This is a genomic window from Roseiarcus sp., from assembly GCF_052145395.1.
GTDB lineage: Bacteria > Pseudomonadota > Alphaproteobacteria > Rhizobiales > Beijerinckiaceae > Roseiarcus.
The window spans coordinates 1-25914 of record NZ_JBKQOT010000819.1; the positions used below are offsets into that span (position 1 = coordinate 1).

Genomic DNA, 25914 nt, shown 5'->3' on the forward strand with positions numbered 1-25914 from the left:
GCCATGTGGGCCGCCGAAGCGGAAGCCGACGTCCGCACAACCGTCGATACGCAAAGCTCAAGGGCGCCAACCCCTTCGCCGTCATCGTCGGTGTCCTCCCCTGAGCCCGATCTAACCCGCCGAGCCCGCCTCAGAAGATAGGGGGTGGGTAATTACCCGCCTCTTGCGTCCCGTGCTGGCCTCGAACGGCCAGCGCTTGCGTGCTTAAATGTGTCTGAAATGGGTCAAACGACCCTGAATTGAGCGCGCACGATTCACAATCTTGAGCATAACACATTGATTTTGCTCGGCCTCTCTCCAAAACCGCATGCCGCGAGCGGCGTCGAAGGCGCGTCTTCGGGCTCAAACCAGCGTTCCACCGGCCGCAAAACGAGGCCGAACCGCGCTTTCCGCGCCAGTTCGCGTCCGCAGTCGACCGCGAAGCCGGCGGCAAGTGGTTGGTTCGAAACCCATAAACGATGGCGAAACGGCGCCCCTCTCTTCGGCTCCGCGCCAGCAACAGAGCTGCCGGCGCGGACGCCCATCGCGCGCTCCGTCCGGGCAGAGTCCTTGTCCGCCGCGTCAGGCTTTCAGCGCCTGGTCGAGATCGGCGATCAGATCGTCCGGGTTCTCGATGCCGACGGACAGCCGGATCAGCGCCGGCGTGATCCCCAGGCGCAACTGCTCCTCATGCGGGATGTCGGAATGGGTCATCGACGCCGGATGCGAGGCCAGCGTCTCGGTTCCGCCCAGGCTGACGGCGAGCTTGATCACCTCGAGCCGGTTCAGGACGGCGAAGGCCTCGGGTTCGCCGCCCTTCACCTCGAACGCGAAGGTCGAGCCGGCGCTCTTGCACTGGCGCTCGAAGAGTGGCCGGTCGGGGTGATCCTCGGGCAGAAAGCCCAGATACCAGACCGAGGCGACGCGGGGATGGCCGCTGAGAAACTCCGCGACCTTGCGCGCGCCTTCGGCCGCCGCGGTCATGCGGAGCTTCAGGGTCTCGAGCGAGCGCATCAACAGCCAGCCGGTATGGGGATCGCACATCGTGCCGAGGATCGTCCGCATGCCGCGGATCGGATCGAGCGCCGCCGTTGTTCCCGAGCAGCCGCCGGCGATCAGATCGGAATGGCCGCCGACATACTTGGTCAGCGAGGTCACGACGAGATCGGCGCCGTGGGCGATGGGCGTCTGGAACAGCGGTCCGAGGAACGTATTGTCGACGATGACGACGGTGCGCCGGCCCTCCGGTCCGCCAAGCCCGTCGGCGAGCTCCCTGGCGCGGCCGATGTCGACGAGGCCGTTGGTCGGATTGGCGGGCGTCTCAAGGTAAAGCGCCGCGACCGGCGCCAGTTCGCGCGCCCGATCGACTGCTTCCTCCATCGCCTTGGTCCCGCCCTCGGCGGGGAACTCGATCGGATTCACGCCGAATTGCGGCAAGATCCGCTTCAGCAAAAAGTCCGTGCCGCCGTAGACTGGACCGGAATGGACAACGGCCGAGCCGGGCCGCGCGTAGGCCCAGAGCGTGGTCGAAATCGCGGCCATGCCGGAAGCGAACACGAGATTGTCTTCCGCCTCGTCCCAGATCACCAGGCGGTCCTCGAGCATCTCGAGGTCCGGGTTGTTGATCCGGCTGTAGATGAGGCCCGGCTCCTCGTTCGGCCGCTTCTGGCGCAGGCCATAGGCGAGCTCGAAGAACTCCTTGCCGTCCTCGGCCGTGCGAAAGACGAAGGTCGAGGTGTGAAAGATGGGCGGCTTCAGCGACCGTTCCGAAAGGAACGGGTCGTAGCCGTAGCCCATCATCAGGGTTTCCGGAGCCAGCCGCCGGTCGCCAAGAACCCTCTTCCGCCATCGTTCGTTGGACATGCACCCCGCCTCCCCGCCCGCGACATGCCGCCTCTGCGCACCCTCGCACGACGCGGCGCCGGGCGAACGGAGCCGCCGACCTTCCCTCTCACCGCACGCGGGAAGAGGGAGATCCGCGCCTGACCCGTCCGATCCGGCCCGACAGCTTCACCCGGACGCCGGATTGTCGTCAATGAGGCTGCGGCGCTTTTCCATTCTCGCCACCTCCTCCGTCACCCAGATGCGCCGCCGTCCCTCGAACAGCAGCGCCGTCATCGCCTCGCGCCTCTCCGCGATCCGCAAAGTCTTGATCGATGCGAGGTGAGCGTTCAAGACATGGGATTTCAACGAAACCCCCGGCCCTCGGTGGACAACCGTGTGGCCGCTCATTCAGTCCTCCCGTTCACCCGCCCTTTCTTGATCGTCCCCGTTTTCTGCGCCGTGTCGCTGTATTAAGCGATTGTTTACCCTACGCCCCGACTTCGGCGCCATTTTGTCCCAAACGCTCCATGGCGCGATTGGTTCCGCTCGGGTACTCTTACAAAAGGGCTGGATGAGCGGAGACCGACGTGGCCGTATCCCTTCATCATGTGAACATTCGCGCCCGGGACCTCGAGGAGACGACCGCCTTCTATGTCGACGCGCTCGGCCTGATCGAAGGCTTTCGGCCGCCGTTCGGCTTCGCCGGGGCGTGGCTCTACGACGGCGAGAAGCCCGTGGTCCACCTGACCCTCGCGGGTCCCGGGGCCGACGGCGCCGGCGCCGCCGTCGATCATATCGCCTTCGCCTGTGACGACCTCGATGCGACGCTTCAAAGGCTCGACCGGCTTGGCGTTCCTTATTCCCCGCCGCGCCGACAACCCGGCACCGGGATCCGGCAGAGTTTCCTCGTCGACCCGAACGGCGTCGCGGTCGAACTGCAGGGACCTTAGGCCGGCGCCGGCGCGAACGAGTCCGCCCGCGCCATTTCCCACAAGTCCCGCCAGCGCTTGTCGTGGGCGCCGGTGAGGAGTTCGCCGCGCCTGAGGGCGGGGTAGAGCTCGGCGTAGGTCGACGAGTCGTGCGCGTTGACCCGGCGCGAGAAATGCTCCGGCCTGAACTTCTGCGGATGGTCGAGGCCGGCTGCTGCGGTGAGTTCGGCGAGCGCGTGCAGCACCGAGGCGTGGTAATGGCGCACGCGCTCGGTCTTGTCGGCGACGACAAGGGCGCGGCCGCGCATCTTGTCCTGCGTCGCCACGCCGGTCGGACAGCGGTCGGTGTGGCAGCTCATCGACTGGATGCAGCCGAGCGCGAACATGAAGCCGCGCGCGGCGTTGCACCAGTCGGCCCCGAGCGCCATGGCGCGGGCCATGTCGAAACCATTGACGATCTTGCCCGAGCAGCCGATGCGGACGCGTTCGCGCGCGTTGATTCCGATCAGCGCGTTGCGCACGAACACCAGGCCCTCGCGCAACGGCGCGCCGAGATGGTCGGCGAATTCGAGCGGCGCGGCGCCGGTGCCTCCCTCCATGCCGTCCACAACGATGAAGTCGGGATAGACGCCCATTTCGACCATCGCCTTGCAGACGCCCAAGAACTCCCATGGGTGGCCGACGCAAAGCTTAAAACCAACCGGCTTGCCGCCGGAAAGCTCGCGCAATTTCGCGATGAAGCCGACCATCTCCAGCGGCGTCGAAAAGGCGCTGTGGCCCGCCGGCGAAATGCAGTCCTTACCCGGCTCCACCCCGCGGATCGCCGCGATCTCCGCCGTCACCTTCGGCCCGGGCAGCACACCGCCGTGCCCCGGCTTGGCGCCCTGCGACAGCTTAATCTCGATCATCTTGATCTGCGCGTTGGCGGCGACGGAACGGAATTTCTCCGGGTCGAAACGCCCCTCCGGCGTCCGGCACCCGTAATAGCCGGAGCCGATCTCCCAGATGACGTCGCCGCCGCCCTCGCGATGATAGGGGCTGTAGCCGCCCTCGCCCGTGTCGTGGGCGAAGCCGCCGAGCGCCGCGCCTTTGTTAAGCGCACGGATGGCGTTGGCGCTGAGCGCCCCGAAACTCATGGCCGAAACGTTGAACACCGACATCGAATAGGGCTTCGCGCAGTCCGGGCCGCCGACCGGGATGCGAAAACCCTCCGTGGCGACCGGCTTCGGCGTAATCGAATGCCTCAGCCATTCGTAGCCGGGCGCGTTGGTGTCGCGCAGCGTGCCGAACGGCCGCTTGTCGAGGACCATTTTCGCGCGCTGATAGACGACGGCGCGCTGGGTGCGCGAGAACGGCAGACCGTCCGTCTCGCTTTCGAAAAAATACTGCCGCATCTCCGGCCGGATTTCCTCGAGAATGAAGCGCATGTGGGCGGAGATCGGATAGTTGCGCAAGATGGCGTGCCGGGTCTGGAAAAGGTCGCGGACGCCGAGCGCCGTCAGCGCGCCGAACAGCGCCGCGCCGATCCAGAGGGGCGCAGTGGCCGAGGGCGCGGCGCCGGCCGCGATCAGGGCCAAAAAGAACAGCGTGGCGAGCGCAGCGAGCGTCAGCACGATGAATCGCGGCGAAAACGCCAAACTCAGCGCCTGCAAGGCGAACCTCCTCCCGAATTCTTTTTCGACGAACTTAACCGCATTGCGGACTTAACATCGAGACAAGCTTGGCGTTCAAAGAAGGTGCACAGAACCCACGTACTTCGCCACGACGGCATTGGCCGTCGCCAGCGTCAAACGCACCACGGCCGCCTGCGCGACGAGCATCCGGTCGATCGGGTCCTTTCTGGATCGGCGGCAGGCCTGCGGCGGCGACGGCGTGAACGCCGGTCACGGGCAAGCTCCCGATAGCCGGCGTCAAGCAACTCCCGCAGGAGCCGGCTGGCGTCAATGCGCAAATCGTCGCGCCGAAGCGCAGCCTTGATCGCGATCTCCCCCAGGCTCACAGCGCTGCATTCGCACAAGGCGTCGCGGGCGCGATCCGCCCGCGCGAGCGTGCGGCGCGTGTCGAGCTGATCTGAAAAGCCGCGGTCGCAGGCTTTTCACGCCGCCTGCGGAATCTTCCCGATCCCCAACAGCCGCTCGACCTTCTTCACCCGGTTCGACCACCGGTGCCGGGCGACCTCGCGGTCGCGCGACTCCTGATCGTTGCAGTAGTTCAGCATCACGTAGCGGCGCGGGCCGATGAAGGGCTTGTGGCCGTGCCAGGAGTTCGGTTGGACGCGGAAGCAGAACGCGAGACCTCCCTGCGGCGCGACCTCCGCGGCGTAGTCCTCGATGTCCGTCCCGGAGCGCAGCGCGCGCAGCCGACCGCCCATATCCGCCCAGTCCTCGTTGAGGTACAGGAGCAGGGTTGCGAGCTTGAATGTGGCGTCGGCGTGGATGCGGCCATCCTTGGCCTGGCAATTGGCCCGGAGCGTGATCATCGTCGGCTTGCCTTCGAGATCGACTCCCAGCTTCTCCTCGACGATCCGCCGCACCTGCGGTCCTTCCAGCTCGTTGAGGAGCCTTGCGAAGGCGGACCCGTAGGCAAAGGATTCCGGCAGGAACAGCCCGCCCATGTCGATCTTCGGGAAGTCGCGAATCGCCGCGTCCACGTCCTCGCGCGACAAAAAATGGGGCGTCACGAAATAGGGAAAGGGTTCGGTCGTCACCGACGAAGCCCGCAAAGCTGCACAATCCAACATGCCGCACCTCCGCGTAAAACACGTAGCAGAGGCGCCGGATGCGCAGCGCGAGACAAATTGCCGCAGTCTGGCGCGCGTCCTCCGACCGGTAAGCGGGCGGGCGGCTAGATCGTCACCAATTCAGTGTCGCCGATGGTGTTGCGGTAGTCGAGCACCGAAATGACCACAGGCTTCACCGAAAAGATGGCGATGGCGTCGGCCTCGTCCGGCCCGAAATCCGCGCCTTCGGGAAAGCGCTTGAGCATCAGCTCGCCGACCCTGGCGATTTCGGCCTTGTCGGTCACGCGGGCGGCGCGGGCGCCCATCGACAGGCCGAGAATCTCCTCAGTCCGGTCGTAGGGCAGGCTGACGGTGAGGGAGACCTTGTCGTTGAGCGCGATGTTGCGCGCTTTCTGCGAGTCCGCCGCCGTGCCGAAATAGAGGGTCAGCCCGTCGTGGACGTAGCTCACCGTCGTCGCCTGCGGAAAGCCGTCGGGACGAACAGTCGCGATCGTCATCTCGCTCGCGCCCCCGAGGATGGCCAGGATCTTGTCGTGCGTCGCGCTGTCCATGGTCTGATCTCCCTGCGCCCGAAGCCTCACGTGTCGCGCGCGTCAATGTCGCGCCGGCCGTCAATTCGCGGATTGTGGTCGGTCGCGTGGACGGTGGGAAGGCCAAATTTTGATGCTCTACGCATCGCAGCTGCGTGAGACGCGGCTATCTTGGAACCAATGGCTCTTGAGGTTGTTTGCCTCCGGTCGCAACCCATGGGAGCCAGACATGCCCAATCGCAGCAAATCGTCCAACCCGCTCGAGGATCTGTTCGCCGAAACGCTGAAGGACGTCTATTTCGCCGAGAAGCAGATCCTGCGCGCTCTGCCGAAAATGGCGAAGGAGGCGACGACGCCGGAACTGAAAGAGGCTTTCGAAACCCACCGCGACGAGACGGAGGGCCAGATCGACCGGCTCAACCAGATCTTCGAGCGCATGGGCCGGCCAGCGCGCGGAAAGACCTGCGAGGCGATCCTCGGCATTATCGACGAAGCGAAGGAGTTCATGGACGACTTCAAGGGGACCGACGCGCTCGATCCGGCGCTCGTCGCCTCCGGCCAAACGGTCGAGCACTACGAGATCAGCCGTTACGGCACGCTCAAGACCTGGGCGAAGGAGCTTGGCCTGGACGAGGCCGCCAAGCTCCTCGACGAGACGCTGCAGGAAGAGACCAAGACCGACAAGCTTCTGACGAAGCTCGCCATGCAGAGCGTGAACCGCAAAGCTGCGTGATCGACTTGGCCTGCGTCGGAAATGCGGCAAGGCCGGCGCGGGCCGCGCCGGCCCCCCCAGGGCGCTTCGCCGCGTGGTCGGATCGCTCCTGCTCGGCCTTTACGACGCCGAGGGCCGCCTCGACCATGTCGGCTTCACGTCGACCTTGGCAAGCGCCGACAGGCCGGCCTTGACGCAGAGGCTCGAGGCCATTCGCGGCGCCCGGATTCACGGGGAAGGCGCCGGGGGGCCCGAGCCGGTGGAGCACAGAGCGCAGCGGCGAGTGGGAGCCGGTCCGGCCCGAACTGGTGGCGGAAGTCCGCTTCGACCCGGTGACCGCCGGCCGCTTCCGCCATGGGACGACGTTCTTGCGCCGGCGTCACGATAAGCCGCCGAGGGCCTGCACGATGGATCAGATCGCGCCGCTGGAGCCTTCGGCGCCAGTATAGGATCGCCTGCCTCGTCTCACGAGGCCTCATCGACCAAGGAATCTGGATAAACGCCCTTGAGAACCTCGTCGAAGTGGCGCCGAACGGACTCCTGACATTGGCAGGCCGCCTCGCGCAGACCGTCGAGGTCGAGAACGAGGATCGCTCCGCGTTCGCCGGTGACGAGCCCCCGCTCCCGGAAAGCCCCGACCACGCGGCTGACATAGCTTCTGCCGACGCCGAGCATGACGGCGAACTGCTCCTGGGTCAGAGGAACCCGGTTGTCGGAAATCCTCTCGGTCGCCGCGACCAGCCACTTCGCCGCGCGTTGCTCGACCGAATGCGTGGCGTTGCACGCAACGGACTGAAACACCTGAGCCATCACGCAGTCGGAGTAGCGGGCGAAAAGATGGCGGATCGACAGCGACTTCAGCTTGGCGGCCTCGAGTTGCTCCACGCCGACGCGCACCGCCGGACCCTCGTGCAGGACGACGGAGCGCGAATAGGACGGCAGGCGGCCCTGGCTGACGACGCCGCAAATCGCGCCCTCGCGCCCGACCAGCGCCGTTTCGACAGCGCGGCCGTCTTCCAGCACGACCCGGAAGGCGATCAGCGTCGGGTCGAGCGGAAAATAGACATGGCGGACCTCGTCTCCGGGCTCATAGAGGACTTTGTCCCTCTCCAGGCGCAGAGCCTGGAGGTGAGGCTGCAACAGCGCGAAGTCCGCAGGCTTCATCGCGAGCAGGAGGTTGTTCTGCAAGACGAGGCCTGCCTTGGGAAACGAGGCGGTGATCACGAGCCGAGTTTGTGACCCGTTTCCCCGCCGGAGGCAAGATCGGATCAGTGTGCATTTGTGTGCAGACGCTTCCGCCGCGCTCTGCTCTATGGGAGTTTCTTTACGGAACTCAAAACACCATGCTCGATCAGCATGATAACCCATCCAACCCTGGGACGGAGAGCGTTCAGGATCTTGTCGTTCTCGACCTCAGACATCGTCTCAAGAACATCTATGCGGTCGTTGGCGGCGTCCTCGCGCTGTCGGCGCGCGCGCAGCCGGAAATGCGGCCGTTTGTCGAGGCGCTGAGGGACCGAATCGCGGCGCTGGAGGCGGCGCACGCCTATCTCGTCGAGACACCTGCTGCGACGGAGGAGGAGCGGACCGTCATGGGGCTTCTTCGCCTCCTGATCGCTCCTTTCAACAGCGAGCACGTCAAGACGATCACGGTCAGCGGCCGCGACGCCCCCATGACCTGGGGGCCCGGCGGCACGTTGGCGCTGATCGTGCGCGAGCTCGCGACGAATTCCGTCAAGTACGGCGCTTTGTCGGCCGAGGCCGGTCATGTCGCGATCGCCTGCTCGGAGGATCGCGACGACTACGCGATCCACTGGCGCGAAACCGGCGGACCGCGACTCGCGGGGCCTCCCGAAACAGCCGGTTTTGGCACTCGGCTGATCGAGCGCGCCGCAGCGCTCGCCGGTTTCTCCGTCGAGAGGAAATGGCGCGCCGAGGGCCTCGAGACCGTGATCGTCATTCCCGCCGCGGGACTCACACGCTGACGCGCGCGCGACGCCTCGACGCCGCTTCAAAACGATTCTGGTCGCGGCCTCCGGAACCTCAGGCATGGGCTTCCGTTGCTCCGGGACTCGAACGGAGGCGACGATGGACGATCCCAACACGGCGCGGCGCGGTCTGATTTTCGGCGCGGCGGCGGCCGGCGCGCTCGCGGCCGGCTCGGCCTTCGCTCAGACCTCGGGCGGAGGCGCGGCCGAGCGCGCCATACAAACCCAAGGCGGGCGATAGCGCGAAGGACGTGTAGACGCAGCAAAGCCATTCCTGCTGCGGCGCAACAGCGAGCGCCCGCGCCTTCGCCATCAGGAGGAGACAGGTAGGGGCTGCGGCTGCACCTGTCCGGCGCAGCCGCGCCCGTGCGACCTTTTTTCAGATCGTATTCGACTTCATTTGGTCGGCTATGTAGTCCGCCTGGCGGATCGCAAGGGTCACGATCGTCAACGTCGGGTTCTCGGCCCCGCCGGTGGTGAACTGACTACCGTCCGAGATGAACAGATTCTTGACGTCGTGGGTCTGGCCCCACTTGTTCACGACGCCGTCGCGCGCATTGGCGCTCATCCGGTTCGTGCCGAGATTGTGCGTCGACGGGTACGGCGGGGTGGGCATGGTGCGCGTTGCGCCCACCGCCTCGTATAAGGCCTTGCCCTGAGCATAGGCGTGGTTGCGCATCGCGGTGTCGTTCGGGTGGTCGTCGAAGTGCAAGTCCACGACGGGAAGGCCCCACTTGTCCTTCTGGTCGCTGAGCGTGATCCGGTTCGTCTCTTGCGGCATGTCCTGGCCGACGATCCACATTCCGGCCATATTGGAGTAGCCGTCGAGCGCGGTGGTGAATTCGCGGCCCCATGCGCCGGGATCGAGAAAGGCGGCTATGAAGGGTATGCCGAGCGACAGCGTTTCCAGTTCGTATCCGCCGATAAAGCCGCGGTTCGGATCGTTCCGGGCCTCGTCGCGGATGATGCCGGCCATGGTGGTCCCACGATACATGTGAACTGGGTTTTCGAAGATCCCATACACCGATCCGGTCGTGTGACGCATTTAGTTGCGGCCGACCTGGCCTGAGGAATTGGCGAGGCCATCGGGGAACTTCGCAGACGCCGAGTTCAGCAGCAGCCGAGGACTTTCCAGCGAATTGCCGGCCACCGCCACGATGCGCGCCTTCTGCCGCTGCAGGGCGCCATTCGCGTCGAAGTAGGTTACGCCGGTGACCTTGCCCGAGGAGTCATGCTCGATCTGCGCGACGTGCGATTCGGGGCGGACCTCCATGTTTCCGGTCGCCTCTCCCTTCGGGATCTCGGTGTAGAGCGTCGACCATTTCGCGCCCCACTTGCAGCCTTGAAAGCAGAAGCCGGTCTGATGGCAGGCGACACGGCCGTCCCCTGCAACGGAGTTGATCGCCATTCGCCCGGTGTGACACTCCTTGTAGCCGAGCTTGTCGGCGCCGGCCTTGAACACTTTGAAATTATTGTTGCCCGGCAAGCCAGGCAGATCGCCCGTGCGGGTCACCCGCATCTTGGCCTCCGCCTTGGCGTAATAGGGTTCGAGATCCGACAGCGTCAGCGGCCAGTCGAGCAGATTGGCGCCGGGCGCGTTGCCGTAGGTCGACGCCGCCTTGAACTCGTGCTCCTGGAATCGGAGAGACGCGCCCGCCCAGTGGGTGGTCGTTCCCCCGACGGATTTTACGATCCAGGCTGGCAGGTTAGGAAAGTTCTTGTGAACCCGCCAGCTGCCGGAGGTCGTCCGCATGTCCGTCCAGGCGAGCTGGGCGAAGCTCGCCCATTCGTCGTTGATGAAATCCGGGAAGTCATAGCGCTTGCCCGCTTCGAGCACGACGACCTTGACGCCCTTTTGCGCCAGTTCGTTGCCGAGCGTGCCGCCGCCGGCGCCCGACCCGACGATGACGACGCTGTCGTCGTTCTGATCGAATTTCGCTGCCATGTCCGTTTCCTCGCATGAATTGGCTTTGCCAGCGCCGTTAGAGCCAGGTGATGTCGTCGAAGCCGCGCGTGATGTATCCGCCCTTCGAGAAGGACTCGCCCTCGTATCCGAAGATCGGCCACACCTCCTGTTGGTTGTAGAGCGACACGACCAGGCCGGAACGGATGGTCTCGAACATCGGATTCGCGCTCTGCGTCTTGAGCAGCGCGACGCGGTCCGCTTCCCAGCCGATCCCGACATAGCCGCCCGGACCCGCCGCGCCGTCGAGCGCGGCGACGAACGCCTCGACTTGCGCCTTCAATGCGGGATCGGCCGCAGCCTTCTCGTCGTAAGGCTTCATCGCGATCGCGTAGTAACGATCGGCGATCCTGTCATGCGGATAGATGTCGCGCGCGACGAGGATCAGGGTTTTCATGGTCTCGGGCTTCAGCCCTTTGACGTCGAGCGCCCAGGCTTCGGACGCGTTGAACAGCGCGCCTGTCGAGGTGATAGCGATGGCGGCGGCGTAGCCGCCCGCCACTGCCGACCTTTGCAAGAAGCCGCGGCGGGACAACGCCCCTCTCGATGACGCAGATTCTCGTGTCGTCATGGGTGTTTCCTCCTGGTCTTTAGTTGTGTTTTTATTGATTTCTACTTGTAGCGCCCAAGCTTTTGCAGCACCTCGATTTTGTAGCCGTCGGGATCCTCGACGAAGAAAAACCGCGCGATCAGCTTTCCTTCGCGGTTGAACTCGACGATCTTGCGAGGATTGAGGCCTTCGGCCTCGAAACGCCGGCGCTCCGCCTCGAGGTCGTCCACGACGAACGCGACGTGGCCGTAGCCCGCGCCGTGGTCGTAAGGCTCGGTGCGGCCCTTGTTGATCGTCAGTTCGACCTCGAAGGGAGACTCGGCGTTCGAGAGATAGACGAGCGTGAAGTCCGGGAAATCGAGCCGGTCGGCCACGTCGAGCCCGAAGGCCTTCTTGTAGAAGGCCACGGACCGCGCCTCGTCCAGGACACGAACCATCATGTGGATCACTTTAGCCATGTCGGTCTCGCCAAAACTCGGTCACACCAAAAGCCGCCGCTTTCGCGGCGTCACGCAAACAGTAAAGGTTCCCGAGGAGTGCGGGTGTTATTGGCTTACTACGTTCGTCGAAGCTCAGGCCGCTTCCGCAGGCCCCGGTCCACGCTGGACGCGTTGTGTCTCGATCGCCACGAGGCAGATGCAGCGCAGGTGCGATGTGAAGTTGGACACCTCGCCCCACTGCAGCAGGACCTCGCGATGCAGCGTCGAGATGAAGCGGGGCACGGTCATTTCCTCGGCCGCTGCGATCTGCTGGAGAATCGTCCAGAACACCTTTTCGAGACGGATGCTCGTGCTTTGGCCGTTCAGGCGGATGGAACGCGTCTCAAAAGCGTAGCTGTCCGGGGACTGGCTGGCAAAAAGGCAGCACATGTTTCCTCCCTTGGCGGCATTGGTTGGATCTTTACGAAGACGGCGACCTCCAATTTCCCCCTTGAGTTCGGGCGCAAGCGGCCGGAACGTAATCTCACTATCTAATCGCGCGCCCTCAGCGCCGTCGAGTGGCCATGGCTGGAAGAATTTGCGGCTACCGCTATGCGGAGGCCGCTAGGCGGTTGCTTCTTGAAGACGTCATCTCCGCCCGCGACATGAGCGCGAAGGAAAGGGCTGTCTATGAGAAAGGCGCGTAAGTCCGTCCCCAAATTCGCGACGGCGCGACGTGCCCTATCAGTCGCTCATCAAGATGTGGCTCGCGGAGAAGGTGGGATAGGGCTCCCGGCTTGCGACCATCGGGCCGAAGCGTATATTGGCCATCGCTGGCCAGAACGGAGGCGGCATGGCCGTTTACTCGATCGCCAAGGCGAAGGACAATTTGTCGAAGCTGGTTGATGAGGCCGCTGCGGGCGAAGAGGTGGCGATCACACGCCACGGAAAGGTCATCGCCTATGTCCGCCCGGCAGTCGAGCGCCCGATTCGACAACCGCCCCGTGAACTGGTGGCGCAGATCGTGGAGCGGGCCAAGTCTCGCTCGAGTCACGGCGAGAATGCGGTCGACATCATTCGCCGAATGCGAGACGGCGAGTTCGATTGATCTATCTTGACGCCTCCGTTCTCATGTCTCTCCTCGTCGCCGACGCCCATACGGAGAAGGCCGGCGGCTGGTATTCGGGACTGACCGCCACAGTCATTGTCAGTGATCTCGCCAATCTCGAGGTCAGTGCGGTGCTGTCGCGCCACCTGCGCGTCGGACGGCTGACTCACGGCGGGGTCGAGGGCGCTCTCCTGGACTTCGACGCCATGCGCGCCGATTGCGAGCGGTTGAGCCACGGCGCCGCCGATTTCTTGCTCGCCCAGCGCGTTGTGCGCGATTTCTCGACCAAGCTCGCGGCGGCGGACGCGCTCCATTTGGCGAGCGCCAAGAACGCCGGCGCCGCGCTGGCTACGCTCGACGCTAGACTCGCCGAGGCGGCGCGGAGGCAGGGGGTCGAGGTGACGGAACTGGGGTAAGGACCAGATCGCGTGGCGTTGGAAAAATCGTGGCCCTTAGCCTGCGCCCCTACCTCGAGAATTTCTTGTACTTCAGCCTATGCGGGATGACGCTGTCGATCCCCAGCCGCCGCTTCTTGTCCTCCTCGTAATCGCCAAAATTGCCCTCGAACCATTCGACGTGGCTGTCGTCCTCGAAGGCCAGCATGTGGGTGGCGATGCGGTCCAAGAAGAAGCGGTCGTGGCTGATGATCACGGCGCAGCCGGCGAAGTCGAGCAGCGCCTCCTCCAGCGCCCGCAGCGTATCGACGTCGAGGTCGTAGGTCGGCTCATCGAGGAGGAGCAGGTTGGCGCCGCTCTTCAGCATCTTCGCCAGATGCACGCGGTTGCGCTCGCCGCCCGAGAGCATTCCGACCTTCTTCTGCTGGTCGGCGCCCTTGAAGTTGAAGGCGCCGCAGTAGGCGCGCGAGTTCATCTCGCGCTTGGCCAGAGTGATGATGTCAAGGCCTCCGGAAATTTCCTCCCACACGGTCTTCTTGGCGTCGAGCGCGTCGCGCGACTGGTCGACATAGCCGAGTTGCACGGACTCGCCGATCTTGATCGCGCCGGAATCGGGCTTCTCCTGTCCGGTGATCATGCGGAAGAGCGTGGTCTTGCCGGCGCCGTTCGGGCCGATCACGCCGACGATGCCGCCGGGCGGCAGCCTGAACGACAGGTTGTCGATCAAGAGCCGGTCGCCATAACCCTTGGACAGGCTTTCGATATCGATGACATTGTTCCCCAGCCGCTCGGCGACCGGGATGATGATCTGCGCGGTGGTCGGGGCCTTCTCGCTGCTCTTCCTGACCAGTTCCTCGTAGGCCTGGATGCGGGCCTTCGACTTGGCCTGACGGGCCTTGGGCGAGGCGGCGATCCACTCGCTTTCCTCGGCGAGCGCGCGCTGGCGGGCAACGTCCTCGCGGTTTTCCTGTTCGAGGCGCTTCTGCTTCTGCTTCAGCCACGCGGAATAATTGCCCTCGTAGGGGATGCCCCGGCCGCGGTCGAGCTCGAGAATCCAGCCGGTCACGTTGTCGAGGAAGTAGCGGTCGTGGGTGACGATCAGGATCGCGCCCGGATAGTTGCGCAAATGCCCTTCGAGCCAGTTCACCGTCTCGGCGTCGAGATGGTTTGTGGGCTCGTCGAGGAGCAGCAGCTCGGGCTTCTCCAGCAACAGCCGGCAAAGGGCCACGCGGCGCCGCTCACCGCCGGAGAGCGTGCTGACGTCGGCGTCGTCGGGCGGGCAGCCGAGGGCGTCCATCGCCTGCTCGACCTGACTGTCAAGATCCCACAGGCCCTTGGCCTCGATCTCGTCCTGCAGCCGGGTCATCTCGTCCGCCGTCTCGTCGGAATAATTCATCGCGAGCTCGTTGTAGCGGTCGAGGATCGCCTGCTTGTCCCTGACGCCAAGCATGGCGTTGCCCTTGACGTCGAGCGCCGGGTCGAGATGAGGCTCCTGTGGCAGGTAGCCGACCCTGGCGCCCTCGGCGACGAAGCCCTCGCCGACGAATTCCGTGTCGAGGCCGGCCATGATGCGCAGAAGCGTCGACTTGCCCGAGCCGTTGACGCCGAGCACGCCGATCTTGGCGTCCGGATAAAACGACAGGTTGATGTTTTCGAGAACCTTCTTGCCGCCCGGCCAGGTCTTGGTCAGGCCCTGCATGTGGTAGATGAACTGGCGCGCGGCCATGCGGAATCCTTGGATTTGAGGGAGGAAATTGGCCGCGGGAGATATCAGGGGCCGGGGCGCGAGGCAAGGCGGGCCGATCGAGGCATCGAGGCCGCGGGAGGACTATCATGCGTATGGGCCTGGGCTTGGCCGTCTTTTTTTCCGGCTTCGGCGTCGCAATGGCCGCGGACCCGCCCCTGACCATCGAGGGCCTTCTCGCAGACGGCTGGGAGATCGCCGGCTATGCGAGCGGCTACGACAACCGCACCTCCCTCATTTTGTTCCGCCATCCGGGTGTCAACGCCCTCGTTCAGTGTGGCGTCCTTTTCGACGTGACGCGCAACCCCCGCACGCTGATCAACTGTTACGAGCTGCGGTGACGTCAAAGAGCGCGGTCGAGATTGTCGACTGCACTCGCGCGACCGGGCTTGCCCCCCGGCTGCGCTCAGATCGGCTCGGCCGGTTAAGCGTCACGCCAGTGCGCAACCCGATCCCGCAAAGTCCGATCGCCGCCGTACGTGAGCTTCTCGGGGTCCACACGCTCGACAATGTCGAACGTGAAGCTGCCGGCGCCGTGGTTCCTCCAGGCTTCCTGGAGCGTCGACAGCCGACCGCAGCCCTGGCGGAGCATGAACGACACTCGGTTCCAGATCGTCCGAAGGTCGGGCGTACTGCCCACCCATTGCTGTCCGGAAGCGGCGCATCGCACGACATAGATTCCAGCGTCAGCCTTGCGTTCCTTGTAGGCGGCGCTTGCCGCCATCCTGTCGTCTCGTCTCAAAGACCGCGCTCCATCCAACAGGGTTCTCATCTCGCCCGCTCAGAACCGAGTCGTCAAATCGGTGAGCCATTGCGGCGAACCCTCAGTAAGCGCCGTCATCTCGAGCCGCCTGTCGCCAGCCGAGGGACCGGTCCCTCGACCCAACGTCGCTCCGGCCCCGCTTCGCAACCCGGAGAAGCCGCGGTAGAGAGAGCGCTGACGTTGCGGATGGGGCTGATGGCGGCATTGCGTTATTTCGCGGCGGCGGTCGCGCTGGCGCTCGGGAACGGTGCGCCCGCCGCAGCGCAGAAAGCGTCGACGCCGCCGGCCGTCGTTCCCGACAGCGTCCTCATCGCGCCCCAGCAGCTCGTCGCCGTGGAGGGCGGCCGCCGTCTCAATCTCTACTGCATGGGCGCTGGCGCGCCGACTGTGATGTTCGAGGCCGGCGCCGCCAACACCATGCAGACCTGGCGGTTTGTCCAGGGCGAGATCGCCAAAACGACGCGGGCGTGCGCCTATGACCGCGCAGGCCTCGGCTTCAGCGACGCGGCGACGCGGCCGGCCGACGTGCGCAACATGGCGGACGATCTCGCGCGCCTCGTCGCGGCGGCGGGGATCGCGAAACCCTTCGTGCTCGTCGGCCATTCGCTCGGCGGCGAGATCGCGGTCTACCTTTCGGCGACGACGCCTGCAGACGTTGCGGGCCTCGTTCTCGTGGATCCGGCCTTCGCCGACGATGTCGATGCGCTCGAAGCCGCCCTGCCGCCGGAGAAGCGCCATGCGATCGGGACCGCAATGGCGCGCGCGCTCGAACTTGAGCGCGTCTGCCTCGATGACGCGCGCGACGGAAGGCTCGAGAGGCCCTCGTCCCTGGTCGAGCAGGGCTGCGCGAACACGCCCCGCGCCCCGAACAGGCTCGACGCCGCGCTCGCAGCGGCTCAGCGCAAGCGGCTCGCCGACGCAAAAACCTGGGAGGCCGTGGTTTCGGAGCTCGAGGCGGCGACGCCGGAGAGGGATCACATCGACGCGAACTCGGCCGAGCTGGACGCGGCGACGCAAAACTTCGGCGACAAGCCGCTGATCGTGCTGAGCCGCGGCGTCGCGGAGTCGTTTCCGGGCGTCCCTCCCGCTGAAATCGTCGGAGTCGAAGCCGCCTGGATCTCCGGCCACGCAGCCCTCGCCGCCCGCTCGATGAGGGGTGAGCACATCGTCGTGCCGGGAGCGCGGCACTACATCCAGATCGACAGGCCCGAAGCGGTCGTGGAGGCGACGCTGAAGGTGGTGACGGCCGTGAACGAGGCGAACAACGCCGGGCAGAAGTGACGGCCACCGGATCCAGGCTTCGCGCTGGCCCGTGATGAAGCCCAGCGAATCGCCGCCCGCCTCAAGCGGCGGCCCGATCGGACGAGAGAGGGCGAGAGAAGGTTGACTTCGCTCACCGTCGTCGCGCTCTATGGGCGTCGGCGGCTCGGCCGTTCCGGGCCAGACAGGGAGGCAGCCGCGCGATGGCCGACCCGACACCCCGCATATGGGCGGCGGACAAGAAGATGCGGGCGTTCGCCGATCCGATCGGACTGTTCCTGACCGAGGCCTTCCACCTGCTGGGACTGTTCGCGATCGGCGCCGCGACGGTGTGGGCGGCCTGGGCGGCCTTCTACGCGATGATCCAGAAGGGCTCCCCCTCGATCGAGGACCTGCTGCTGCTGTTTATCTATCTCGAGATCGGCTCGATGGTCGGGATCTATTTCCGCACCAAGCACATGCCGGTGCGCTTTTTGCTCTACGTCGGCATCACCGCCCTCACCCGGCACATGATCGGTTTCGTCCAGGAGCGGTCGGGCGCCGACCTCGGTGTGCTGATTCTGGCCGCCGCGACGCTCATCCTGGCGTTCGCCGTCCTCGTCATCCGCTTCACCTCGAACCGCTTCCCAAGCCCAGCTTACGGCGAAGCCGGCCGGAGCGGCGTTAGTGTGGATTAGCGGCGCTTTAGGGAGGCGCGATGGTTTTCGATCTCATCATCCGCGACGCGAGCCTGCCGGACGGCCGCAAGGGACAGGACGTCGCCGTCTCCGGCGGCCGCATCGCGGCGATCGAGCCGAAGCTCGAAGCCGAGGCCGGCGAGACGATCGAAGCGCGTGGGCTTCTTATGTCGCCGCCGTTCGTCGACTGCCACTTCCACATGGACGCGACCCTCTCGCTCGGCCTGCCGCGGCTCAACCAGTCCGGCACGCTGCTCGAAGGGATCGCGCTGTGGGGCGGGCTGAAGCCGCATCTGACCCATGAGGCGGTGGCGGAGCGCGCGCGCCGCGACTGCGACCTCGCCGTTTCTCAAGGGTTGCTCGCGGTCCGCAGCCACGTGGATGTCTGCGACGACCGCCTGCTGGCGGTCGAGGCGCTGCTGGACGTCAAGAAGATCGTGAAGCCCTATCTCGACCTCCAGCTCGTCGCCTTTCCGCAAGACGGCTATCTCCGCTCGCCGACCGCCGCCCGCAATCTCGAACGCGCGCTCGACCTCGGGGTGGACGTCGTCGGCGGCATCCCTCATTTCGAGCGCACCATGGCCGACGGCGCGGCCTCGGTGAAGGCCTTGTGCGAGATCGCCGCCCGGCGCGGCCTGCCCGTCGACCTCCATTGCGACGAGAGCGACGACCCGATGTCGCGTCATGTGGAGACGCTCGCGGCCGAAGCGCATCGGCTTCGCCTCGGCGCGCGGGCGACCGGATCGCATCTCACCTCGATGCATTCGATGGACAACTATTACGTCTCGAAGCTCCTGCCGCTGATCGCGGAATCGGGCATGAACGCGGTCGCCAACCCGCTCATCAACCTGACGCTGCAGGGCCGTCACGATTCCTATCCGCGCCGTCGCGGCCTGACGCGCGTGGCCGAAATGCGCGCGCTCGGGATTCCCGTCGCGCTCGGGCAGGACTGCGTCATGGACCCTGGTACAGCCTCGGCGGCGCGGACATGCTCGACGTCGCCCACATGGCGGTCCACGGCGCGCCGATGACGAGCCGCGAGGCGATCCGCTGGACGTTCGACGCGGTGACCGAAATTCCGGCGCGGATTCTCGGGCTCGAAGGTTATGGCCTCAAGGTCGGCGCGAACGCCGACCTCGTTCTACTGCAGGCGGTTGATCCGATCGAGGCCGTGAGGCTGCGCGCGACCCGCCTCGCCGTCCTGCGCCGCGGCCGGATCGTCGCCCGGACGCCCGCGCGCGAGGTCGCGCTGTCGCTGCCCGGCCGGCCCGCGACGCTCGATCCGGCCGCCTACGCCCCGGGCTGAAAAGCCAAGCGTCAGAAGCGACCGCGCTCCCCTTTCGGGACGAGCGCGCCGAGCCGCCGCCCCGCCGCAGCCGCCTCGACGCCGGCGAGCGAGAGGAGGGTGGACGTTGCGTCATCGAGCGGCGCGATCAGATCAAACGCGAAGGCCGCCAGCCCCGAGGCGTCGGATTGCGCGCGCTCGATTCGCAGGTCGAACTGTTCGCGGTCGAAATCGCCCTCGGGAATGTAACCGTCGCGCTCGAGCGCTGCGACCTCGGATCGCATGTCCTTATAGCCGAGGCTCGCGACGGTCGAGGCCCAGGTCATCCAGATCACCGAGTCGCGGCGCGGCGCCATCTCGCGCCGAATGCGGCGGAGATAGGCCCGCATGCCGTCTTCGCTCATCGCCGCCCTGGCCCGTACGAGATAGCCGAGCGCGGCGAGCGCGGAAGCGCGCGCGAATTCGTCGCCCCCGGCCGACTCGATCGCGCGGCGCAGCAGCGCGGCGTCGCCGTTAAAGACGCGGATCAGAATGCCCGGCAGAGTCTCGGTCACCGCATCGTCCAGCCAGTCCGCGATCCGCCGGTCCTCGGCGATCAGCCGGCACAAGATCGGGTAAGCGCGGCCGTCGCCCTTCTCTCCGCAGAGATGCACGATGTAGAAGGCTTCGGTGCCGGAAACGGTGTCGCGGCGGCCCGCAGCGAATTCGCCGAGGCGATCGATCAGGCGCGTCGACGCGTCGTCCCAATGGGCCGACGCCCATGTCAGGATTTCGCGCGGCGGCTGTTCGATGTCGGCGAGCGCGTTGAGCGCTTCGTCCCATGTGGTGACCGGAACCGTGTCGTAACCCAGCATGACGCAACCCTTTCTGCCTTTGCAGCCAGAGGTTGCAGGGTTCGTGCCGCGCGGCGATCGCCCGAATTGAGCCATCGGCGCGAACATTTCGCGAATCGCCGGGCGCGAAACGACGCTCACGCAACGGAAATCCTCGCCCCGGAATCGGGCCCCTCTTGTGCCGAAAAGGGACGAAACTCGCGTCCGCGGCGTCAGGCGCCTTGGGGACCGGCCGTTACGATGCGAGGCAGCACTTCTTGAACTTCTTGCCGCTGCCGCAGGGGCAAGGGTCGTTGCGGCCCACGGCGCGGAACGGGTTGATGTGGGGCTCGCCGAAGGGATCGTCGGAAAACGCCTCGTCGCCGGCGCGCTCGGCGATGTCGTCGCCCAAGTCGATATCCTCCTCATCGCCCTGGCTCCAGGAGTCGAGCGTTCCGATCGCGTCGGCGAAGGGGAGCACTTTCTGATCGTGAAACCCCGCGAGCCCGGCCGGATCGCTCCGCGCGCGAGCGACCGCCTGCTCGAAGTCGACGAGTCCGAAGTCGACCGCGTCGAGCAATCCGTCCTTGGCCAGCAGGGCGGCTTCCATCTTGAGGTCCTCGTAGCCAAGCGCCGCGGCGGTTTCGGCCCAACTGAACCAGAAGCCCGGAATTTCGCGGGGCAGCGCCTCCCGCCGCAGGCGTCGCAGAAGTTCGCGCATCGTCTCGTCGTCGAGAACGCCCTTCGCCCGCGCCAGATAGCCGAGCGCCGCGAGCGCGGCGCCCCGGGCGTATTCGTCCCCGGCGGGCGACTCAATCGCGGTCAGAAGCGGACCGGCGTCTCCGTCGAACACGCTGATGAGGACGCCTGGCAACGTCTCGTCCATGGCGTCGCCGAGCCAGATCTCGATGTCGGCGTCGTCCGCGATCAGGCGGCAAAGCGGCTCGTAGGCGCGCGTCTCCCGCATCTGGCCACAAAGGTGGACGATGGCGAAGACCTGGCTCTCGGCCGCTTCGGTCCGATCGCCTCCAAAGGCGAACGCCCTGAGCCGGGCGACGAAGCGCGGCGAAGCCGCCTCCCAATTGGCGAGCGCCCAGGCCATCGCTTCGCGCGGGAGCCCGTCGCCCTCGGCGAATTGACGCAGCGCTTCGTCAACGTTCATCGCCGTGTCCCTCGCAGGCGGATCGGAGGCAGGAAGCGAGCCGGCGCAAACGCTCTCACGCGCCCGCGCTCTTGGCGAGCGCGGCGGCCCGAATGGCGCTGAGCGTGGTCGCCGGCGTGATCGCCTCCGGGTCGATCTTGACGTGAACGATCGACGGCGCGCCCGAGGCGAGCGCGCGCTCGAAGGCCGGCAGGAACTCGGCCGTCTCCTTGACCGTTTCGCCGTGCCCGCCGAAGGCGCGCGCGTAAGCTGCAAAGTCCGGGTTGCGCAGGTCGGAGGCGATCACCCGCCCAGGAAAGACGCGCTCCTGGTGCATGCGGATCGTCCCGTAGATGCCGTTGTCGATCAGAACGACGACGATCGGAAGCCGGTATTGGACCGCGGTGGCGAACTCCTGCCCATTCATCAAGAAGTCGCCGTCGCCCGCGAAGCAGACCACGGTCCGGCCGGGAAAGACGCGGGCCGCGCCGATCGCGGCCGGCAAGCCGTAGCCCATCGAGCCGGACGTGGGCCCGAGCTGCTGCTCGATCCGGCGGAATCGCAGGAAACGGCCGACCCAGATGGCGAAGTTGCCCGCGCCGGTGGCGAAGATCGCCTCGGGAACGCTCCGCCTGAGCGCGAACATGATCTCGCTCACCTGCACCCGGCCGGGGTTCGGCGGCGCCTGCTCGCTCCAGGCGAGGTAATCGGCGCGCGCCAGGCGCGTTGCGTCAGACCACGGGATCGTCGCCGGCGGCTGAACGCCTTCGAGCGCGGCGCAGAATTCCGGCGAGGTGGCGATAATCCCGAGCGTCGGGTGATAGTTGCGGCCGATCTCGAGCGGATCGGCGTGGACATGGACGAGCCGCTGGCGCGGCGATGGGATGTCGAACAGCGTGTAACCCTGCGCCGCCGCCTCGGACATGCGGCCGCCGACCAGCAGGACGACGTCGGCGTTCTCGATCCGGGCCTTCAGCTTCGGATTGGCTGAAAGGCCGATCTCGCCGGCGTAGTTGTCGTGCTCGCCGTCGAAGGCGCTGGCGCGGCGGAAGGAGCCCGCGACCGGCATGTCGAACCGCTCCGCGAACCGGGCGAAGGCCGCGCTCGCCCGGTCGGTCCAGCCCGGGCCGCCGAGGATGGCGATGGGCCGCTCGGCCGACCACAGCATCTTCTGCAGCTCGGCCATTTGCGTGAGCCCCGGCCAGATCGGCGCGGCGACCGCCTTCGGCGCGTCGGCGACCGCGGCGGTCTCGAGCAGCATATCCTCCGGCAGCGCGATCACGACCGGGCCCGGCCGTCCCTGCATCGCGACATGGAAGGCCCGCTGGACGATCTCGGGGATCTGCGCCGCGCTGTGGATTTCGGTCGCCCATTTCGCGACCGACCCGAAGAAGGCGCGGTAGTCCATTTCCTGGAAAGCGCCCCGTCCCAGCATCGCCCGCTCGACCTGGCCGATGAACAGGATCATCGGGGCGGAATCGTGCTCTGCGATATGGACGCCGTGGGCGGCGTTGGTCGCCCCCGGGCCCCGGGTGACAAAGCAGACGCCGGGTCGGCCGGTGAGCCGCCCTTCGGTCAGCGCCATCATGGCCGCGCCCGCCTCCTGCCGGCACACGGTCAGCTCAATCGGCGCGTCGTACATGGCATCGAGCGCGGCGAGATAGGACTCGCCGGGGATGCAATAGACGCGCTCGACCCCTTGGGCGACGAGCTGGTCAACGAGAATCTGCCCGCCGGTGCGGGGCGCGGAGATGGACATGGGCGCGTTAATCCTTAAAAGGGAACGGCGCCAGTCTAGGCGGCGGCGTGCGGCGCGGGCAACGGGGCAGACGGCGTACCCGCACGGGTGACGGGGCGAGGTGCGCGCGGCGATGAGTCGCGCGCGACGATCGGGCGCGGGCCGATCGCCTTGCGCACGACCGCCCTTCCAGCCATTGTCCTCCGGCCATGGCCCCACCCGCCGACCGCCCTGCCGCCGAACCCGGCGCGCTTGCGAACCTGAACGCGCGCTCCCGCGAAATCTTCCGGCGCATCGTCGAATCGTATCTGACGACCGGCGAACCGGTCGGCTCCCGGCATCTGTCGCGCATGCTGCCGATCACCCTCTCGCCAGCCTCGGTCCGCAACGTGATGCAGGACCTCGAGGAGCTCGGCCTCATCTATGCCCCCCACGCCAGCGCAGGGAGGCTCCCCACCCAGCACGGCCTGCGCTTCTTCGTCGACGCGCTCCTGGAGTTCGGTGACCTCGGCCGGGAGGAAAGGGCGCGGATCGACGCCCAGGTCCGGGCCGGGGCCGAAGGCGGCGGATACGAGGGCGCGCTCGCCGAGACGACCAGCGTCCTCTCGGAACTTACCAGCGGCGCCGGGATCGTGCTCACGTCCAAGTCCGACCCGGCGCTCAAGCACGTCGAGTTCCTTCGCCTGGAGCCGGAAAAAGCGCTGGCGGTGCTGGTGGCCGAAGACGGCTCGATCGAGAATCGCGTCATCGACACGCCCGCCGGCCTGCCCGCCTCGGCCCTCATGGAGGCGAGCAACTATCTGAACGCCCGGATCATCGGGCGCACCCTGTCGGAGGTCATGGCGGAGATCGAGTCCGATCGGCGGCGCGCACGCGGCGAACTCGACGCGATCGCAGCGCGGCTGGTCGACGCCGGCCTCGCCTCGTGGGCGGGCGCCTCCGAAGCGCGCGACCAGCTCATCGTCCGCGGCCAGGCCAATCTTCTCGGCGACGTCCGGGCGGCGGAGGACATCGAGCGCATCCGGACGCTGTTCGCCGACCTCGAAACCAAGACGGACGTCATCGAACTTCTGCATCGCGCCGAAACCGGCAACGGGGTCAAGATTTTCATCGGTTCGGAGAATAAGCTATTCTCGCTCTCGGGGTCGTCCATGATCGCCGCGCCGCTGCGCGGGGGCGACCATCGCATCGCCGGCGTCCTCGGCGTCATCGGTCCTACGCGGCTGAACTACGGCCGCATCGTGCCGATGGTCGAATACGCCGCGCAGGTGCTCGGCGAACTGAGGCGATCGCGCTGATGCGGGCTGCGGAAGGAAACGCCATGGCGAACGCCGGAATGACGACGCACAGCCTTGGGCAGGCGATCGAACGCCTGGAAACGAAGTGGGCGTCGATCACCGCGTTCGGCGTGCTGCTGGTCGTTCTCGGATTCGCCGCGCTCGCCTTCTCGCTTGTCGCCACGATCGCGACGGTGACGCTGAACGGCGTCCTATTCCTGATCGGGGGCGCCGCCGAAATCGCAATCGGCATGCATTCTCGCAAGTGGGGCCTGTTTTTCCTCTGGGTGATCGGCGGCGTTCTCTATCTGGCCGCCGGTGTGATCTGCATCGTCAACCCCGTACTCGCCTCGGCCGTTCTGACGCTGCTGCTCGGCGCGGGCCTGATCGCCGCCGGCGTCGTCCGGTTCGTGTTAGCCTTTCGGCTACCGCCCGTTCAGCCCCGGCTGCTGGTATTCGTCGCAGCGGCTGTCACAATTCTTCTGGGCCTGGTCATCGTCAGCCACTGGCCAATGGACAGCATCTACGTCCTGGGAACCCTCCTCGGCGTCGATCTCCTGTTCCACGGCGCAGGCTGGGTGAGTTTCGGTTTGGGATTGCACGCGCGGAGCTGAGCCCTCGGGACGCACGCGCTCACTTGAGGAGCGAACAATGTCAAAGTGGGTCTATTCCTTCAGCGCCGAACGCGCGGAAGGACGGGGGGAGATGAAGAATCTGCTCGGCGGCAAAGGCGCAAATCTGCACGAAATGGCGTTTCTCGGGTTGCCGGTGCCTCCCGGCTTCACCATCACCACCGAGCTTTGCACTTACTTCTACGCCAACAACAAGACCTACCCGCCCGATCTCGTGGCGCAGGTCGACGCCGCAGTCGCCGAGGTCGGACGCCAGACCGGGCATGTCTTCGGCGACGCCAACAATCCGTTGCTGCTCTCGGTGCGCTCCGGCGCCCGCGCCTCGATGCCGGGCATGATGGACACCGTGCTCAACCTCGGCCTCAACGACGAATCGGTGCTCACTCTCGCCAAGACGTCCGGCGACGAGCGCTTCGCCTACGACAGCTACCGCCGGTTCATTCAGATGTACTCGAACGTCGTGCTCGACGTCGACAGCCATAACTTCGAGGACATCATCGAGCATTACAAGGACGGCAAGGGTCATGCGCTCGACACCGACCTCAAGGCCGACGACTGGCGCAAGGTCATCGTCGAATACAAGGCCAAAGTGCAGGAGGCGACCGGCAAACCCTTCCCGCAGCAGCCGAAGGACCAGCTCTGGGGCGCGATCGGCGCCGTTTTCTCGTCCTGGATGAACACGCGCGCGATCACCTATCGCCGTCTCAACAACATCCCCGCCGACTGGGGCACCGCCGTCAACGTGCAGGCCATGGTGTTCGGCAACATGGGCGAGAGCTCGGCGACCGGCGTCGCCTTCACCCGCAACCCGTCGACCGGCGAGAACGCCCTCTACGGCGAGTTCCTGGTCAACGCCCAGGGCGAGGACGTGGTGGCCGGCATCCGCACGCCGCAGAACATCACCGAGAGGGCGCGCAAGGCCGCGGGCTCCGACAAGCCCTCGCTCGAAGCCCTCATGCCCGTGGTGTTCAATCAGTTCGTCGCGACGACGAAACTGCTCGAGAAACACTATAAAGACATGCAAGACATGGAGTTTACCGTCGAGCGCGGCAAGCTTTGGATGCTGCAGACCCGGAACGGCAAGCGCACGGCGCGCGCCGCGCTCAAGGTCGCCGTGGAGATGGCCAACGAGGGGCTTATCTCCCGCGAGGACGCAATCACCCGGGTGGAGCCGGCCGCGCTCGATCAGCTCCTGCACCCGATGCTCGATCCGAAGGCGAAATCCGCCCCGATCGCCACCGGCTTGCCCGCGTCTCCCGGCGCAGCCACCGGCGCGATCGTGTTCTCGGCCGCCGACGCGGAAGTGGCAAGCAAGGTCGGCCGCAAGACCATCCTGGTTCGCGTCGAAACCTCGCCTGAGGACATTGGCGGCATGCACGCCGCCGAGGGCATTTGTCCAATCCGGTTTCTGTGCGTTCATTGCAAGCGGCAGCCGGCGCATTCGCCGC

Annotated in this window: 26 protein-coding genes and 3 pseudogenes; 14 read left to right on the top strand and 15 right to left on the bottom strand. The window is 66.2% G+C overall.

Annotated elements, in window-relative coordinates; all coding sequences use genetic code 11:
* Nucleotides 1–561 precede the first annotated feature (561 nt).
* Complete coding sequence (locus ACLP25_RS28210) at nucleotides 562–1842, bottom strand: cystathionine gamma-synthase family protein (protein WP_442472410.1); 1281 nt, start codon at nucleotides 1840–1842, stop codon at nucleotides 562–564.
* Nucleotides 1843–1989: 147 nt separating this feature from the next.
* Nucleotides 1990–2211 carry a hypothetical protein gene (locus tag ACLP25_RS28215; RefSeq protein ID WP_442472411.1) on the bottom strand — a complete coding sequence of 74 codons (222 nt, stop codon included), beginning with the start codon at nucleotides 2209–2211 and terminating at the stop codon, nucleotides 1990–1992.
* 179 nt (nucleotides 2212–2390) lie between these two features.
* On the opposite strand from ACLP25_RS28215, the gene ACLP25_RS28220 reads away from it, so the two are divergent.
* Entirely contained in the window at nucleotides 2391–2753 is a 363-nt protein-coding gene (locus tag ACLP25_RS28220; RefSeq protein WP_442472412.1) for a VOC family protein, read from the top strand.
* Here the strand turns inward: ACLP25_RS28220 and ACLP25_RS28225 are convergent.
* From ACLP25_RS28225 to ACLP25_RS28235, 3 genes are all read right to left on the bottom strand, one after another.
* Nucleotides 2750–4384: an FMN-binding glutamate synthase family protein gene (locus ACLP25_RS28225; protein WP_442472413.1), complete on the bottom strand. Its 1635-nt coding sequence runs from the start codon at nucleotides 4382–4384 to the stop codon at nucleotides 2750–2752. The two genes, ACLP25_RS28220 and ACLP25_RS28225, sit on opposite strands and share 4 nt — an antisense overlap.
* 443 nt (nucleotides 4385–4827) lie before the next feature.
* The gene (locus ACLP25_RS28230) at nucleotides 4828–5439 is read right to left on the bottom strand and encodes a 2OG-Fe(II) oxygenase (RefSeq protein WP_442472414.1); all 612 of its coding nucleotides are present in this window, start codon (nucleotides 5437–5439) and stop codon (nucleotides 4828–4830) included.
* Nucleotides 5440–5576: 137 nt separating this feature from the next.
* Entirely contained in the window at nucleotides 5577–6023 is a 447-nt protein-coding gene (locus ACLP25_RS28235) for a pyridoxamine 5'-phosphate oxidase family protein (RefSeq protein WP_442472415.1), read from the bottom strand.
* 208 nt (nucleotides 6024–6231) lie between these two features.
* Between ACLP25_RS28235 and ACLP25_RS28240 the strand changes: the two genes are divergently transcribed.
* Together ACLP25_RS28240 and ACLP25_RS28245 are read left to right on the top strand one after the other, a co-directional pair.
* Nucleotides 6232–6735: a YciE/YciF ferroxidase family protein gene (locus ACLP25_RS28240; protein WP_442472416.1), complete on the top strand. Its 504-nt coding sequence runs from the start codon at nucleotides 6232–6234 to the stop codon at nucleotides 6733–6735.
* A gap of 73 nt (nucleotides 6736–6808) precedes the next feature.
* Nucleotides 6809–7163: pseudogene (locus tag ACLP25_RS28245) on the top strand (ATP-dependent DNA ligase); the annotation flags it as partial.
* A gap of 16 nt (nucleotides 7164–7179) precedes the next feature.
* Here the strand turns inward: ACLP25_RS28245 and ACLP25_RS28250 are convergent.
* Nucleotides 7180–7938: a Crp/Fnr family transcriptional regulator gene (locus ACLP25_RS28250; protein ID WP_442472417.1), complete on the bottom strand. Its 759-nt coding sequence runs from the start codon at nucleotides 7936–7938 to the stop codon at nucleotides 7180–7182.
* A gap of 119 nt (nucleotides 7939–8057) precedes the next feature.
* Here ACLP25_RS28250 and ACLP25_RS28255 point away from each other — a divergent pair, with 119 nt between their 5' ends.
* Nucleotides 8058–8699: an HWE histidine kinase domain-containing protein gene (locus ACLP25_RS28255; protein WP_442472418.1), complete on the top strand. Its 642-nt coding sequence runs from the start codon at nucleotides 8058–8060 to the stop codon at nucleotides 8697–8699.
* A 103-nt stretch (nucleotides 8700–8802) separates the two neighbouring features.
* The gene (locus ACLP25_RS28260) at nucleotides 8803–8943 is read left to right on the top strand and encodes a hypothetical protein (protein ID WP_442472419.1); all 141 of its coding nucleotides are present in this window, start codon (nucleotides 8803–8805) and stop codon (nucleotides 8941–8943) included.
* A gap of 138 nt (nucleotides 8944–9081) precedes the next feature.
* Here the strand turns inward: ACLP25_RS28260 and ACLP25_RS28265 are convergent.
* From ACLP25_RS28265 to ACLP25_RS28280, 4 genes and pseudogenes are all read right to left on the bottom strand, one after another.
* A pseudogene (locus ACLP25_RS28265) lies at nucleotides 9082–10647 on the bottom strand (GMC family oxidoreductase).
* A 37-nt stretch (nucleotides 10648–10684) separates the two neighbouring features.
* A complete protein-coding gene (locus ACLP25_RS28270; RefSeq protein WP_442472420.1) occupies nucleotides 10685–11236 on the bottom strand; it encodes a twin-arginine translocation signal domain-containing protein in 552 nt (183 codons plus the stop codon).
* Nucleotides 11237–11277: 41 nt separating this feature from the next.
* A complete protein-coding gene (locus tag ACLP25_RS28275; RefSeq protein ID WP_442472421.1) occupies nucleotides 11278–11673 on the bottom strand; it encodes a VOC family protein in 396 nt (131 codons plus the stop codon).
* A gap of 114 nt (nucleotides 11674–11787) precedes the next feature.
* Nucleotides 11788–12084, bottom strand: coding sequence for a ribbon-helix-helix domain-containing protein (locus tag ACLP25_RS28280; RefSeq protein WP_442472422.1), 297 nt, complete (start codon nucleotides 12082–12084; stop codon nucleotides 11788–11790).
* 403 nt (nucleotides 12085–12487) lie between these two features.
* On the opposite strand from ACLP25_RS28280, the gene ACLP25_RS28285 reads away from it, so the two are divergent.
* Nucleotides 12488–12742: a type II toxin-antitoxin system Phd/YefM family antitoxin gene (locus ACLP25_RS28285; RefSeq protein WP_442472423.1), complete on the top strand. Its 255-nt coding sequence runs from the start codon at nucleotides 12488–12490 to the stop codon at nucleotides 12740–12742.
* Entirely contained in the window at nucleotides 12739–13158 is a 420-nt protein-coding gene (locus tag ACLP25_RS28290) for a type II toxin-antitoxin system VapC family toxin (protein WP_442472424.1), read from the top strand. Before ACLP25_RS28285 ends, ACLP25_RS28290 begins: the two co-directional genes overlap by 4 nt.
* A gap of 49 nt (nucleotides 13159–13207) precedes the next feature.
* On the opposite strand, the gene ettA is transcribed toward ACLP25_RS28290, so the two are convergent.
* Complete coding sequence (gene ettA, locus ACLP25_RS28295) at nucleotides 13208–14863, bottom strand: energy-dependent translational throttle protein EttA (protein WP_442472425.1); 1656 nt, start codon at nucleotides 14861–14863, stop codon at nucleotides 13208–13210.
* Nucleotides 14864–14970: 107 nt separating this feature from the next.
* Between ettA and ACLP25_RS28300 the strand changes: the two genes are divergently transcribed.
* Nucleotides 14971–15222, top strand: coding sequence for a hypothetical protein (locus tag ACLP25_RS28300; RefSeq protein WP_442472426.1), 252 nt, complete (start codon nucleotides 14971–14973; stop codon nucleotides 15220–15222).
* Between the two features lie 83 nt (nucleotides 15223–15305).
* Here the strand turns inward: ACLP25_RS28300 and ACLP25_RS28305 are convergent, their stop codons facing one another.
* Entirely contained in the window at nucleotides 15306–15605 is a 300-nt protein-coding gene (locus tag ACLP25_RS28305) for a GIY-YIG nuclease family protein (protein ID WP_442472427.1), read from the bottom strand.
* A 234-nt stretch (nucleotides 15606–15839) separates the two neighbouring features.
* Here ACLP25_RS28305 and ACLP25_RS28310 point away from each other — a divergent pair, with 234 nt between their 5' ends.
* From ACLP25_RS28310 to ACLP25_RS28320, 3 genes and pseudogenes are all read left to right on the top strand, one after another.
* Entirely contained in the window at nucleotides 15840–16925 is a 1086-nt protein-coding gene (locus ACLP25_RS28310) for an alpha/beta fold hydrolase (protein ID WP_442472428.1), read from the top strand.
* A 182-nt stretch (nucleotides 16926–17107) separates the two neighbouring features.
* A complete protein-coding gene (locus tag ACLP25_RS28315) occupies nucleotides 17108–17581 on the top strand; it encodes a phosphate-starvation-inducible protein PsiE (RefSeq protein WP_442472429.1) in 474 nt (157 codons plus the stop codon).
* 20 nt (nucleotides 17582–17601) lie between these two features.
* Nucleotides 17602–18887 (top strand): annotated as a pseudogene (locus ACLP25_RS28320) (amidohydrolase family protein).
* An 11-nt stretch (nucleotides 18888–18898) separates the two neighbouring features.
* On the opposite strand, the gene ACLP25_RS28325 reads toward ACLP25_RS28320, so the two are convergent.
* From ACLP25_RS28325 to ACLP25_RS28335, 3 genes are all read right to left on the bottom strand, one after another.
* On the bottom strand, nucleotides 18899–19720 hold the full coding sequence (locus tag ACLP25_RS28325) for a DUF1186 domain-containing protein (protein WP_442472430.1): 822 nt from the start codon (nucleotides 19718–19720) through the stop codon (nucleotides 18899–18901).
* 214 nt (nucleotides 19721–19934) lie between these two features.
* A complete protein-coding gene (locus ACLP25_RS28330) occupies nucleotides 19935–20840 on the bottom strand; it encodes a DUF1186 domain-containing protein (RefSeq protein WP_442472431.1) in 906 nt (301 codons plus the stop codon).
* Nucleotides 20841–20895: 55 nt separating this feature from the next.
* On the bottom strand, nucleotides 20896–22578 hold the full coding sequence (locus tag ACLP25_RS28335) for a thiamine pyrophosphate-binding protein (protein ID WP_442472432.1): 1683 nt from the start codon (nucleotides 22576–22578) through the stop codon (nucleotides 20896–20898).
* Between the two features lie 188 nt (nucleotides 22579–22766).
* Here ACLP25_RS28335 and hrcA point away from each other — a divergent pair, with 188 nt between their 5' ends.
* The 3 genes from hrcA to ACLP25_RS28350 all read left to right on the top strand — a co-directional run.
* A complete protein-coding gene (gene hrcA, locus ACLP25_RS28340) occupies nucleotides 22767–23855 on the top strand; it encodes a heat-inducible transcriptional repressor HrcA (RefSeq protein ID WP_442472433.1) in 1089 nt (362 codons plus the stop codon).
* Between the two features lie 23 nt (nucleotides 23856–23878).
* Nucleotides 23879–24448: an HdeD family acid-resistance protein gene (locus ACLP25_RS28345; protein ID WP_442472434.1), complete on the top strand. Its 570-nt coding sequence runs from the start codon at nucleotides 23879–23881 to the stop codon at nucleotides 24446–24448.
* Between the two features lie 37 nt (nucleotides 24449–24485).
* A partial coding sequence (locus tag ACLP25_RS28350) for a PEP/pyruvate-binding domain-containing protein (protein ID WP_442472435.1) occupies nucleotides 24486–25914 on the top strand: 1429 nt, incomplete at its 3' end.

Excerpts from the sequence above, each read along its gene's own strand:
- ACLP25_RS28210 (WP_442472410.1), bottom strand. The coding sequence starts at position 1,842 with ATGTCCAACGAACGATGGCGGAAGAGGGTTCTTGGCGACCGGCGGCTG.
- ACLP25_RS28215 (WP_442472411.1), bottom strand. The coding sequence starts at position 2,211 with ATGAGCGGCCACACGGTTGTCCACCGAGGGCCGGGGGTTTCGTTGAAA.
- ACLP25_RS28235 (WP_442472415.1), bottom strand. The coding sequence starts at position 6,023 with ATGGACAGCGCGACGCACGACAAGATCCTGGCCATCCTCGGGGGCGCG.
- ACLP25_RS28240 (WP_442472416.1), top strand. The coding sequence starts at position 6,232 with ATGCCCAATCGCAGCAAATCGTCCAACCCGCTCGAGGATCTGTTCGCC.
- ACLP25_RS28255 (WP_442472418.1), top strand. The coding sequence starts at position 8,058 with ATGCTCGATCAGCATGATAACCCATCCAACCCTGGGACGGAGAGCGTT.
- ACLP25_RS28260 (WP_442472419.1), top strand. The coding sequence starts at position 8,803 with ATGGACGATCCCAACACGGCGCGGCGCGGTCTGATTTTCGGCGCGGCG.
- ACLP25_RS28270 (WP_442472420.1), bottom strand. The coding sequence starts at position 11,236 with ATGACGACACGAGAATCTGCGTCATCGAGAGGGGCGTTGTCCCGCCGC.
- ACLP25_RS28275 (WP_442472421.1), bottom strand. The coding sequence starts at position 11,673 with ATGGCTAAAGTGATCCACATGATGGTTCGTGTCCTGGACGAGGCGCGG.
- ACLP25_RS28280 (WP_442472422.1), bottom strand. The coding sequence starts at position 12,084 with ATGTGCTGCCTTTTTGCCAGCCAGTCCCCGGACAGCTACGCTTTTGAG.
- ACLP25_RS28285 (WP_442472423.1), top strand. The coding sequence starts at position 12,488 with ATGGCCGTTTACTCGATCGCCAAGGCGAAGGACAATTTGTCGAAGCTG.
- ettA (WP_442472425.1), bottom strand. The coding sequence starts at position 14,863 with ATGGCCGCGCGCCAGTTCATCTACCACATGCAGGGCCTGACCAAGACC.
- ACLP25_RS28300 (WP_442472426.1), top strand. The coding sequence starts at position 14,971 with ATGCGTATGGGCCTGGGCTTGGCCGTCTTTTTTTCCGGCTTCGGCGTC.
- ACLP25_RS28305 (WP_442472427.1), bottom strand. The coding sequence starts at position 15,605 with ATGGCGGCAAGCGCCGCCTACAAGGAACGCAAGGCTGACGCTGGAATC.
- ACLP25_RS28310 (WP_442472428.1), top strand. The coding sequence starts at position 15,840 with ATGGCGGCATTGCGTTATTTCGCGGCGGCGGTCGCGCTGGCGCTCGGG.
- ACLP25_RS28315 (WP_442472429.1), top strand. The coding sequence starts at position 17,108 with ATGGCCGACCCGACACCCCGCATATGGGCGGCGGACAAGAAGATGCGG.
- ACLP25_RS28325 (WP_442472430.1), bottom strand. The coding sequence starts at position 19,720 with ATGCTGGGTTACGACACGGTTCCGGTCACCACATGGGACGAAGCGCTC.
- ACLP25_RS28330 (WP_442472431.1), bottom strand. The coding sequence starts at position 20,840 with ATGAACGTTGACGAAGCGCTGCGTCAATTCGCCGAGGGCGACGGGCTC.
- ACLP25_RS28335 (WP_442472432.1), bottom strand. The coding sequence starts at position 22,578 with ATGTCCATCTCCGCGCCCCGCACCGGCGGGCAGATTCTCGTTGACCAG.
- hrcA (WP_442472433.1), top strand. The coding sequence starts at position 22,767 with ATGGCCCCACCCGCCGACCGCCCTGCCGCCGAACCCGGCGCGCTTGCG.
- ACLP25_RS28345 (WP_442472434.1), top strand. The coding sequence starts at position 23,879 with ATGGCGAACGCCGGAATGACGACGCACAGCCTTGGGCAGGCGATCGAA.